The sequence below is a fragment of the Flavobacterium sp. PLA-DH12 genome, assembly GCF_059511845.1.
Genome location: NZ_JCAMPD010000013.1, coordinates 33,404 through 46,391, shown reverse-complemented (window position 1 = coordinate 46,391; position 12,988 = coordinate 33,404). Strand labels below are relative to the sequence as shown.

At 34.4% G+C, this 12,988-nt stretch carries 7 protein-coding genes; 6 read left to right on the top strand and 1 reads right to left on the bottom strand.

What is annotated here, in order from left to right; translation table 11 throughout:
* The first annotated feature begins 192 nt into the window (after positions 1–192).
* The 6 genes from AC5ZCW_RS20625 (at position 193) to AC5ZCW_RS20600 (ending at position 10,751) form a co-directional block, all read left to right on the top strand.
* A complete protein-coding gene (locus AC5ZCW_RS20625; RefSeq protein ID WP_496121532.1) occupies positions 193–3,276 on the top strand; it encodes a SusC/RagA family TonB-linked outer membrane protein in 3,084 nt (1,027 codons plus the stop codon).
* 10 nt (positions 3,277–3,286) lie between these two features.
* The gene (locus AC5ZCW_RS20620) at positions 3,287–4,837 is read left to right on the top strand and encodes a RagB/SusD family nutrient uptake outer membrane protein (RefSeq protein ID WP_496121530.1); all 1,551 of its coding nucleotides are present in this window, start codon (positions 3,287–3,289) and stop codon (positions 4,835–4,837) included.
* 65 nt (positions 4,838–4,902) lie between these two features.
* Entirely contained in the window at positions 4,903–5,961 is a 1,059-nt protein-coding gene (locus AC5ZCW_RS20615) for a glycoside hydrolase family 130 protein (protein WP_496121529.1), read from the top strand.
* The gene (locus AC5ZCW_RS20610; protein ID WP_496121528.1) at positions 5,961–7,247 is read left to right on the top strand and encodes an MFS transporter; all 1,287 of its coding nucleotides are present in this window, start codon (positions 5,961–5,963) and stop codon (positions 7,245–7,247) included. The genes AC5ZCW_RS20615 and AC5ZCW_RS20610 overlap by 1 nt, the downstream gene beginning before the upstream one ends.
* 10 nt (positions 7,248–7,257) lie before the next feature.
* Complete coding sequence (locus tag AC5ZCW_RS20605; RefSeq protein WP_496121526.1) at positions 7,258–8,976, top strand: hypothetical protein; 1,719 nt, start codon at positions 7,258–7,260, stop codon at positions 8,974–8,976.
* A gap of 146 nt (positions 8,977–9,122) precedes the next feature.
* Positions 9,123–10,751, top strand: coding sequence for an alpha-glucosidase (locus AC5ZCW_RS20600; protein WP_496121525.1), 1,629 nt, complete (start codon positions 9,123–9,125; stop codon positions 10,749–10,751).
* Positions 10,752–10,851: 100 nt separating this feature from the next.
* On the opposite strand, the gene AC5ZCW_RS20595 is transcribed toward AC5ZCW_RS20600, so the two are convergent.
* On the bottom strand, positions 10,852–12,723 hold the full coding sequence (locus tag AC5ZCW_RS20595; protein WP_496121523.1) for an alpha-amylase family protein: 1,872 nt from the start codon (positions 12,721–12,723) through the stop codon (positions 10,852–10,854).
* Positions 12,724–12,988: the final 265 nt, after the last annotated feature.

The window sequence follows — 12,988 nt, the reverse complement described above, 5'->3', positions numbered from 1 at the left end:
CTGGCTTACAACAAATAAAATCCAGTGTACACTTTTGAAGAAATAGTGTACATCAAGTTTTATATGCACTTATTAATTTTATAAACGATAACCAACTCAAACGTTATCGAAAAACTTACTAATTATAATTAACCCTTTTAAAACCATGAAAAAAAACAATCAAACCAGTAATTCAATTAAAACTTCCCTATTATGATTAAGAAATATATTTTCAAATTATTCCTGTTGGGAATAATGTTGTTGGGAAGTAGTATGTATTCTCAAACTATCAAAGGTGTAGTTTCGGATAATGAAGGTCCAATGCCACAAGTAAATGTCAATATAAAAGGAACTTCCATCTATAGCACCACCGATTTTGATGGAAATTATTCCATTGCAACTACAGATGCAAATGCAGTTTTGGTTTTTAGTTATATCGGATATCAAACGCTGGAAGTAAATGCAGCAGGTAAAAAAGAACTAAATGTTACAATGCTGACCGATTTAAACACGCTTAACGAAGTTATTGTTGTGGGATATACAAGCGAGAAAAAGTCCTCAATTACTGGTGCGGTAGCAACTGTAGATATGGCTGAACTGGCAAAAACAAAAGTAGCCGATGTCGGTCAGGCCTTACAAGGTCAGGTAGCAGGTGTCTCAGTATCTGCTAATACTGGAGCGCCTGGAGACGGACTTAAAATACGTATTAGAGGTGAAGGCACCTTGGGTAACAATGAAGTCCTTTATGTTGTAGACGGTGTTCCTACGCGTGATATTTCTTTTGTAAACATGTCTGATGTAAAATCGATGACTGTATTAAAAGACGCAGCAGCTACCGCGATTTATGGATCAAGATCTGCTGGAGGTGTTGTTATTATTACCACAAAAAGCGGTATTAAAGGAAAAACAAGCATTGATATCGATTATTTTTCGGGAATTAATTTTGCCACAAACCTTCCAAAAATGCTGAATGCTAATCAATATTTAGATGTTATGGATCAGGCTTGGCATAATTCTAACAACAATTCAGCAAATGCAATAAGTCCTTACCGTACAGACAAAACTAATGGAAAAGTAAACGGTATAGCATTATCAGACACTGATTGGTTAAAAGAATTATTCACTACAGGACGAACAGACAATTTCCAGCTTTCTTTTAGCGGAGGTACAGAAAAAACACAATATCTGATCTCTGGAGGTTATTTTGGCCAAAATGGTATTGTAACAGGAGACAACGATACTTACAGACGTATTAATTTTAGAGCGAACATTAATACAGAAATTACAGATCGATTTAAAGTTGGAACCAATTTACAAATTACAGGTACCAAACAAGATAAAATGTCATCTAGCGGAGATGCTCCCGGCGTAATAAGACATGCTTTATTGCGTCCTTCGGTTTTAGGAGTTTATAAAGATGTAAACGACCCTACCTATAAAGCAAATGATCCTTACACTGATCTTCCTTTTTACCTGAACAATGACCCTAATGGCGGATGGAGCCGTAATTACGAACTAACATCTAATCCTCTTGCTATTGTAAAATATACAGATGATGTACGTTCCGCTTATAAAACTTTTGGAAATGTATATGGTGAGTATGCTTTTTTAGACGATAAATCACTGAAATTCAGAAGTAATTTTGGAGCTGAAATCACTTTTGACCACAACAAAGCATTTTCAGAAAATTTTGGAGATGATAATGACAACGATCCAAATGAATTGTATCCTGGACAAGGCAGACAAAACAGACCTTCAAGCTTGAACGAAAACCGAGGTGAAGCAACTACTTTTACATTTACAAATACATTAAACTATACTAAAACTCTTGCTGAGAAACATAGTATCAATGCATTATTAGGATCAGAAACTGTAAGTTACGATCAGTCTGCAGTAGGCGGAAGCAGAACAAATTACAACAATACCACTGACCCATTCCGTTATTTGGATTATGGTAGTGATACCAACAAGCACAGTTCTGGATCTGCGCAAAGCTGGAATCTGATTTCGTTTTTTGCGTCTGCAAATTATGCTTATGATAACAAATATTTAGCCTCTGCTACTTTAAGAGCTGATGGTTCTTCACGTTTCGGGCCTAATAACAAATGGGGTTACTTCCCTTCATTTTCTGGAGGCTGGGTAATGTCTAAAGAAAAATTCATGGAAAACACCAAATGGATTTCAAACTTAAAATGGAGAGCCAGCTGGGGACAATCTGGAAATCAAGAGATTCCAAATAATGCTTATGAAACTTTGGTTACAGAAACAGGCGGCATTATAAATGTTGTTCGTTATGGTAATCCAGATTTAAAATGGGAAACTACTACACAAACCAATTTTGGTCTTGATTTGAGTGTATTAAACAATAAATTAACTTTCACTGCTGATTATTTTGATAAAAAAACAGATGATATTTTATTAACTGTAGGATTGCCTTCGTCTACGGTAGGTCAAATCAACAGAACCTTTGTAAATGCAGGTATTGTAACAAATAAAGGTTTTGAATTTGGAGTTAATTATCAAAACAACGATCACGACTTTAAATACGGAATCAACGGAAATATTGCTACATTAAAAAATAATGTCGAGCAACTGCAACAATATGTAACAGAAATTACCGATGATAAAACACATACTAAAACGGTTGTCGGACAACCTATAAGTTCATATTACGGACTTCAATTTGACGGTATTTATCAAAATCAGGCAGAAATAAACTCTACATTATATTCCAATTCAAACGGTGCAAAACCTGGTGATATTAAATTTAAAGATCTAAACGGTGACGGGCAGATTAATGCCGATGACAGAACATTCATTGGAAGCCCAATCCCAAAAGTAACCTATGGTTTTTCGTTTAATGCTTCATACAAAAGATTTGACATGTCATTTCTTTTCCAAGGAGTTTCTGATGTAGACCGTTACAACGATTTGAAACAGATTTTAGATTATGACAGCAGACCTTTTAATTCTACAACCGCAGTACTGGGTGCATGGCATGGTGAAGGTACAAGCAACACAATTCCACGTAACACCCTTAATGATAACGGAGGAAGTCAGGTTTCAAGTGTTTTTGTAGAGGATGCTTCTTACTTACGATTAAAAAACCTTGAAATAGGATACACTTTTGATCCAAAAATCATTGGCGGTACATATTTAAGAATGTATATATCAGGTCAAAACTTATTGACTTTTACAAAATACACTGGTTTAGATCCAGAATCGACTTCTTTTATCGATCAGGGTACATATCCTCAGTCAACTTCAATACTACTAGGTTTAAAGTTTAAAATTTAATAAACGAATCATGAAACATACATATATAACAGCGATTATGATTTCGCTATTAACCTTAACAGGCTGCCAGGACGAACTTACCACAGAGCCTATAGGTGCTATTACTTTGGAACAGGCAAAATCTCAGCCAACATTGGCCTCTGTTGAAAGCTCTGTAACCTCTTCTTACGACATGTTATCCAACAAACTGAATCAATTGGCAGATTGGGATTGGAATGGCGGTTTAGTATTTCAAAATGACATTATAATAGATGATGTAGCATCTGATGATATGGAGAAAAAATGGTCGCCAGACGGAGATCAGCCCTGGATGGACGAAATAAACAATTTTACTTTTACATCAACCAACGGAGGACCAAATGGATTATGGAAATATGATTATGAAGGTATAAAAAGAACCAATATTGCACTTGATTTTCTATTAAATCCTGATATCGAAAAAATTACAGGAATTACCACAGCTAGAAAAAACCAATTGCTCGGCGAAGCTTATTTTTTGCGTTCGTACTATTATTTTTCATTGGTAACTAATTTTGGCGGTGTACCTTTAATTGTGGCACCTATAAAAACATATCAGGAAGCTTTTGACAAAGCGGTCAGAGCGCCAAAAGAAGAAGTGTGGGCTCAAATTAAAAAAGATTTAGAAACAGCAAAAACACTTTTACCAAATACAAAATATTCTTCGGCTACAGAAAAATGGAGGGCTTCTAAAGGAGCTGTTATTGCACTTCTTGCCAAAACTGCTTTATACAACAAAGACTGGGAAAGTGTAAAAACATTGGTTTCAGAATTAGAATCAACTGGCTTTTATAGTTTAAATGCCAATTATTTTGACAGTTTCAGCATGTATACTGAATATGCTGACAATGAAGTAATCTTCTCTTATAATCATGTTAAACAAGCTGATCCAAGAAAAGGAAACGGAATTTGTGCACCTCTCGGATGGGGATTCTTTGCGCCAAGTACCGATTTTCTAAATTCATTTGAGCCAAATGATCCTAGAAAAGCATACACAGTAAATGCTAGTGAACAGTGGGCAAACAAACTTTTAGGAACTACAAACGGAGGTAATAAAGGCGATGATGACGCACCAAACAATAAAGTATTTCTTCGTTATGCCGATGTTTTACTTTGGAAAGCAGAAGCACTTACAGAAATAGGCGATTTAACAGGAGCAGTCAGCGTTATTAATCAAATTAGAGCTAGAGCGCGTAATACTGTAACCACAGTTACAGTAAGAACTCAGGATCCTGCTTTTCCTGCTGATCCAGGCAAGACAATTACAGTAACTACTGTTGGTCCTCCGCCGCCCGCAGGAACATTACCAAACAGACCAAACTCTGGCGATAAAACCACTGTGAAAAATTGGCTTATCTCTGAAAGAAGAGCTGAACTTGGTTTTGAAAATCAAAGAATGCCTGATTTAAAAAGATGGGGAATTGCCAAAGAAGTAATGACCGCTCACGGAAAAATTTTCTTAGATAAACATATGCTGTATCCAATCCCTCAATCAGAAATTGATGCATCTGCCGGGCTTTTGACTCAAAATCCTGGATATTAATTTAAAATTGAAGCCAAACAGGTTACACAATCTGTTTGGGTTTTATAATAATAAAGAAATCAAATATGAAAGATATAGCAAAACGTTTTGCAGACAACCCATTATTATCTCCTAAAGATATACCTGCAAGTAGAGAAGGATTAGAAATTACATGCTTATTAAATCCCGGAGTATTCCAATATGAAAATAAAACATGGCTAGTGGTGCGTGTTGCAGAAAGACCAAAACAAAAAGAGAATATTATTTCTTTTCCAATATTGACTGAAACAGGCGAAATTCAAATTATCGAAATTTCAAAAAATGATCCCGAATTAATCGCAACAGATGCGAGGGTAATTAACTATAAAGGAGTTGACTATTTGACAACGCTATCTCACCTTCGCCTACTGTGCAGTGAAGACGGACATAGTTTTTATGAACCTGAAAATTATCCATCTTTGGTTGGAGAAGGGATGCTGGAAACATTTGGTATAGAAGATTGCCGAGTTGCCTTGATTGAAGGAACTTATTATTTAACTTTTACTTCGGTATCAGACAATGGCGTTGGAGTTGGTTTGCGTACTACTACAGATTGGAAAAGCTTTAAAAAACATGGTATGATCTTGCCCGCACACAATAAAGACTGTGCCATTTTTGAAGAAAAAATTAACGGATTATTTTATACTTTACATCGCCCGAGTAGTGTAGATATTGGCGGTAACTATATCTGGCTTGCCTCCTCTCCAGATGGTATTCACTGGGGAAATCACCATTGTATCATTAAAACAAGAAAAGGCTTTTGGGACAGCAAAAGAGTCGGCGCGGGCGCTGCACCAATAAAAACAGAAAAAGGCTGGCTTGAAATTTATCATGGTGCAAACGAAAATCATCAATACTGTTTGGGTGCTTTTTTAATGGATTTAAACGATCCTTCAAAAGTAATTGCAAGAACCGAAGAGCCAATTATGATCCCGACAACGCAATATGAATTAAGTGGATTTTTTGGCAATGTAGTATTTACTAACGGTCATGTTGTAGAACCAGATGGCGATACGCTCACTATTTATTACGGAGCTTCAGATGAATTTGTTTGTGGTGCTCAATTTTCGATCAAAGAAATCCTTTTACTTTTAAAAAATAAATAATGTTCAAAAAACTTATATCAGAAATTGATCATTTTAAAAGCCAAACCCATAATTTTCGAATACTCATTTTCACTAACTTGGTATATGCACTGGTATTGCCTGTAATCGATATTTTTGTTGCTGCTTATATCATGCGAAACTCAAATGACACCTCTAAAGTTGTTATTTATCAGTTGGCAATTTATACCGGAATTCCGCTTACATTTTTATTAAATGGTTTCTTGCTGAAGCACTTCAATATCAAAAAATTGTATTCTATAGGAATGATGCTTAGTGGTGTTTCAATGATTATCATGATGTCTTTAAAAACATTAGATCTATTAGGAATTGGAATTGCAGGAATCACAATGGGGCTTTCATTTGGTTTATATTGGTCAAATAGAGATTATCTTGCTTTGTCTATCACAAATGATAATAATCGAAATTATTACTACGGTTTAGAGACATTTATTTATACTATAATCGCAATTGCAATACCTGCAACAATTGGCTGGTTTATACAATCTAAAACTGGCGAAGATCAAAAACATCAGGCATATGTAATCATTACTGCAGTAGTGTTTATAATTACAATTATAGCTTCAATTGTTTGTTACAGAGGCAGATTTGAAAATCCTACACAAAAAAAATACATCTTTTTCAAGTTTCATCCTTTATGGTACAAACTATTATCGCTGGCTACTTTTAAGGGTTTAGCACAAGGTTTTCTGGTAACAGCACCGGCAATGCTTATTTTTAAAATTTTAGGAGAAGAAGGAGCGCTAGGTCAGGCACAGTCTATTGGAGCTATTTTGGCGGCTATTATAATTTATTTTATTGGTCGTTTTTCTAAACCTTCAGACAGAATCAAAACCTTTTCTGTTGGTTTGATTTTATTTGCTTTGGGAGCTTGTCTTAACGGAATTTTATTCGACAAAATGGGTGTAATAATCTTTTTGTTGTTGTTACTAATAGCAAAACCATTAATGGATTTAGCCTACTTCCCTATTCAATTAAAAGTAATTGATGTTGTTTCTAAGATAGAAAAAAGAGGTGAATTTACGTATATCTTAAATCATGAAGCAGGTTTATACGTTGGCAGACTTTTAGGAGCAGGAACCTTTTTAGTATTGTACTACACCGTTTCTGAAGATTTTGCTTTAAGATACGCCATCGGAATTATTGCTCTGTTGCAGTTATGCTCCATTTTTATCAGCAAAAAAATTATTAAACAAGGAATCGAACTTTCTCAAGATGAAAATACAGAAACTAAAATTCTGGATGAAGTGATGGTAAACCAAATTTAAAGATCAAAAAATGAATATATTTATAAAAATTACAACTTCTTCCCTGATTGTTTTAAGTCTGACCGCCAATGCTCAGGTAAAACAGCAACCAATACCAAGGGTCGATCAAATGCCAAATCTTCCGCAACCATTACAGATTATAGATTATAAGAAACTAGCTTTAGATTTTGACAAAACCGTTTATGATTTTAATGCCAAAGGTAAATTCTGGCCAATGGTTTGGATTGATGAAAGTCAGAAGAACTTTCCTCAAAATGTAGTTGGTTTGTATACTGCTGTAGCAGATGTAAGACAAGGAACCAATAATAAGGGAATGTTTCATGAAGCTCTTGCTACAATGGGTGCTACAATGGGTGCCACACTAGTAGGAATTGACAAAACCAATCAGCAGAACTTGAATTATGTTGCTATGTTGAAAAATTACTTCAACAAAGAAACTAATTGGAATATTATGATGAATAATACTTGCCCAGAAGTTGCTTTATTAGGCGGTGGTTATGGCCGAGACTGGTGGTACGATGTCTATCCTAATCTTTTGTTCTTTGCTGTTTATGACCAATATCCTAATGAGCCAGGTTTTATAGAAATAGCCAGAACTATTGCCGATAAATTTTACGAAGCCGATCTCATTTTAAACGGAAATTATAATTATTCGTATTTTGATTATAACAAAATGACACCAATGACCAACCATATTTGTGCACAGCCAGATGCGGCTGCAGGGCATGCTTGGGTGTTATATATGGCGTACAAAAAGTTTGGTGATGCCAAATATTTAAAAGGCGCAAAAAGTGCATTAGCAGCATTAGAATCACAATCAAAAAATCCCACTTATGAAGTTTTAATGCCGTTTGGAGCTTATTTGGCTGCAAGAATCAATGCGGAAGAAAGTTCAAAATATGATACCAATAAAATGCTCGACTGGACTTTTGACGGCACACCAATTTGTCGTGAAGGATGGGGAGCACTAGTTGGCAATTGGAACGGAATCGATATTTCGGGAACATTTGGAAGTACAGTTGATCACGGTGGCTACGGGTTTCTTATGAACACTTATGATGCTGCATGGCCATTGGTACCAATGGTAAGATACAATCAATCGTATGCAGCTGCGATTGGGAAATGGATGCTGAATGCCGCTAATGCTTCTCGCTTTTTCTATCCGCAGTATATGCCGAAAGAGCATCAGACTATTCCTGAACTTGCCGATGCAACCAAAGGTGTAATTGCTTATGAAGGAATTATTAAACAATCGAGCTATAAAGAATACGAACATTTAAAAGGTCCTGTAGCACAAGGCGATGGGCCTCTTTGGGTACTTGGAAAAAATCCTAAAGAATCTCAATTTAGTGTTTACGGAAGCGGTCATGTTGGTATTTTTGGCAGTATCATTCGCACTACAAATGTTACGGGAATATTGCAGCTAGATTTATTGGCTACAGATTTTTATCACGAAAAAGCATATCCATCTTATTTATATTTTAACCCACATTCAAAAAGTAAAACGGTTATTATAAATACCGAAAAAGGTAAAAAAGTAGATTTATACAATACCGTTTCAGGAAGTTTTGTAGCAAGAAATGTTACATCATCTGCCAAAATAAAAATTAATCCGATAGAAGCCGTAGTTATTGTATGTGTTCCAGCAAATGGAAAAGTAACTTATAAAGGAGAAAAAATGCTAATTAATGATACTGTGGTCGATTATCAGGTTCAACCAAAAAAGTAAAATCAATAATTCTACAAAATTTACATGAGTTACCTAACAGGTTTTAAAACCTGTTAGGTATTTTTTATGTCTCAAACATAACAATGGCAAACGTAATCTATCTCATTTTTTACAACCTATACAATTATTAATCAAATTGTAACTTCATGAAAAATAATTTATTGAAATACATATTCTTATTTTTATTAATGCTAAACATAAACTCTGCTTTTGCTCAAAAAACAGCAATTGACAAAAAATGGTGGAAAGAATCTGTATTTTATCAAATCTATATGCCCAGTTATGCTGACAGTGATGGTGATGGATATGGAGACTTTAAGGGAATGACCCAAAAACTGGATTATCTGGAAAATCTTGGTATAAAAGCCGTCTGGCTTACTCCGTTTTTAACTTCTCCAAAAGTAGATAACGGATATGATGTTGCCGATTACTACGAAGTAGATCCAACTTACGGCACTAGAGCCGACTTTGATACTTTTTTAAAAGAAGCACACCAAAGAGGAATAAAAGTAATTATAGATATGGTTTTTAATCATACTTCTACTGATTCTAAATGGTTTCAGGAATCTAGAAAATCAAAAGACAATCCGTATCGTGATTACTATATCTGGAAAGATACTCCGAACAATTGGGAATCCTTTTTTGGAGGTACAGCTTGGGAAAAAGATGCTGAAACCAATCAATATTACTATCATAAATTTGATAAAAGAATGGCCGATTTAAATTGGTCGAACCTAAAAGTAGTTACAGAAATTCAAAATGTATTACGTTTTTGGCTCGATGCTGGTGTAGATGGATTTCGCTTGGATGTAATTAATTTTCTGACCACAAACGGAATCACAAAAGATAATCCGATGAAAGATGGAAAACAAGATCACATCTATGATATAGATCAGGAAGGTGTAAAAAATGCAATGCGTATTATAAAATCTACCGTTAATGAATACGAAAATCGTTTTATTGTGGGAGAAATCGGAAGTGATAAAATAGAAATTTTAAAACAATACCAATCGCAGGATTTACTAGATGTTGTTTTTAATTTCAACTTCGGAAGCATTAAAGAATTTTCGACACAGCAAATTTTTGATGAGTTACAGAGCATGGAAAAAAACATGCGCAATTACCCTACTCTCTTTTTTGGAAGCCATGATATGCCCAGAATGATAGACCGTTTAGCTAATGGAGATACGGATCGTGCTGTGGCTTTAACTGCTTTGATATTAACAGCAAAGGGAGTTCCGTTTATTTATTATGGAGAAGAAATTGGCATGCACAATATCATCGCAGAAAACATAAATGAAATAGTAGATATACAAGGTAGAACGCACTATAAATTGGCTATTGAAAAAAGCAAAAACGAAAAAGAAGCCCTTCTTGAAGGAAACAAAAATAATCGCGATAAATCAAGAAGTCCAATGCAATGGAGTTCAGATACTTTAGCTGGTTTTTCTACAGAAAAAATTTGGATTAAAATCACCCCTGACTATAAAAAAACAAATGTTGAGATTCTTGAAAAACAAAAAAATTCTATTCTTAACAGTTATAAAAAACTTTTAACCTTAAGAAATAAGGAAAAAGTTTTGCAATATGGAAATTATGAGAATCTTGAATTATCAAAAGATCAAATCTCATTTACCAGATCTTTTCAAGAAGAAAAAATTACAGTTATAATTAATTTTGGTATAGAAAAAGCAATATCATTGCCAAACGATGCAAAAATATTATTAGGTCAAAAAGAGCTAAAACCAAATAGTTTTATTATTTACAAACATTAATTTATAGCATATAATCCTAACAGGTTTTAAAAACCTGTTAGGTATTTTCTTAACTTTTATTAATATCTACAAAGCTTTAAGAAACCTTAGAGGAAGAGATTCACCTCAGTTCGAAAATAAAAGACTCTGAAGGTGCTATTTTAATTCTTGCAATACCTTCGCCATCATTTACAATTAACTTTACAATATTCTTTTGATACAATTGGTCTTTCATTTGATATTCTCCATCTTTCAAATTCCATTTAGAAATAAGCGATGAAGGCACTTTTAGATTAAATTCACTTCCTTTTTCAGAAGAAAAATTCGCAATTACAATCAATTTCTGGCTATCAGACCAACGCGCATAAGAATAAAGCAACGCATCATAACCTCCATTGTTTTGTCGGTTTACGGTTTGAATTTCTTCAAAACTTCCCATTAAAGCACTGCTATTAATCGTAAAATTCAATAAGCGCTTGTAAAAGTCACGAAGCTGTTTTTCAGATTCAGAAAGTTGTCCTCCATCAAATTTACCATCATTCATCCAACGCTGATGATTTGGAACTCCGATATAATCAAAAATTGATGTTCTAGAGCGTTTTCCAAAACCTGCATCTTCATTTCCAGCCTCTCCTACTTCTTGACCAAAATAAATCATAGTTGGCGAAGTACTAATTGTTGCCGAAACCACCATTAAAGGTTTTCCTCTCTCTGGAGTTCCTGCAAACTCAGGACTTGCTAAACGCTGTTCATCATGATTATCCAAAAAATGCAGCATATGATGCTCGATATCTGCCATTCCGTTTTGGATTTTAGTTAATTCGTCTGGTGAAGATTTTCCGCGAATTACATCTTTCAGCTTATCATACGTTTCGACTTTATCATACAAATAATCCATTTTTCCTAAACGAATGTAATTGCGATACTCATTCGGATTATAAACTTCAGCCAATAAAAATGCATTTGGATTTTTCATTTTAATGGAAGAATTCATATAACTCCAAAATTCGTACGGAACCATTTCTGCCATATCGTAACGAAATCCATCTACACCTTTTACTGTCCAATACAAGGCAATGTCTCTAAACTTTTTCCAAGAATCTGGAACATCTTTATCTTGCCAAAAAACAAAATGTTCTTCATACGATTTCTGATCAAAACCAGCAGGAAGTTCAGGAAAATCTTTAGTGCCATCTGGACGCACTCCGTAGTTTACTTTTACAGTTTCATACCAGTCGTTTTGGTCTGGTTTAATTTTACGGGAACCATTTCCTGTCCATTTAGCAGGGTTTTCGTCAAATTTTCCATCAATAAGCACATTTTTTTCTCCGTTTAAAGGAATATCTCCGTCAGGAATTTCAAAATGTTGCTGTGGAATATAATAGAAATTATTATCTCGTTTATATTCAACTGTAACATCATCATCTGCACCAAAATCTTTTACGCCTTCTGGATTCGATTTTCCTTCATATTTTCTGGCAATGTGATTTGGAACAATATCGATAATCACTTTCAAACCGGCATTATGAGTCCTTTTGATTAAAGCTTCAAATTCTTCTAGTCGTTTTGCAGGATTTACAGCCAAATCTGGATTTACATTATAGTAATCTTTTACAGCATAAGGAGAACCAGCACGGCCTTTTACTACTTCTGGATCATCATTTGAAATTCCATACGCTGTATAATCACGTACTAAAGCATGATGCGGAACTCCGGTATACCAAATATAGGTAACCCCTAAATCTTTTATTTCATGAAGCGCTTTATCTGTAAAATCATTAAACTTCCCTACACCATTTTCTTCAATTGTTCCCCATCGCTTATTGTTTGTATTTTTATTTCCAAATAGGCGTGTAAAAACTTGATACACTACAACTTTTTTATCAGTTGCAGTTTGCTCTTTTGCAGTACTCATTTTTAGATCTTTTGTTTTACAGGCCGAAAAAAGTATAGTTAATGTGATTCCGGCTGCAATTATTTTTTTAGTTATCATATATTTTGGGCTATTCTTATCTTGTCTATCTAATTTTGATACCAAAAAGCATCAGAACAATTTTCTAAAAATAGCTCATTTTTTAAAACCCCGAAAACGATTTATCTAATTTACACCCTTTTCTGCTTAAAATACAACTACTACAACGTGAGAGTTGGAAATTTTGTTGAAAAATTAAATCGCATCCAAATTCAACATTAGACTGTTAATGACTAATTATAAATTAATGCTAATAACCGCGACAGGTTCTAACCTTTTTTATAAA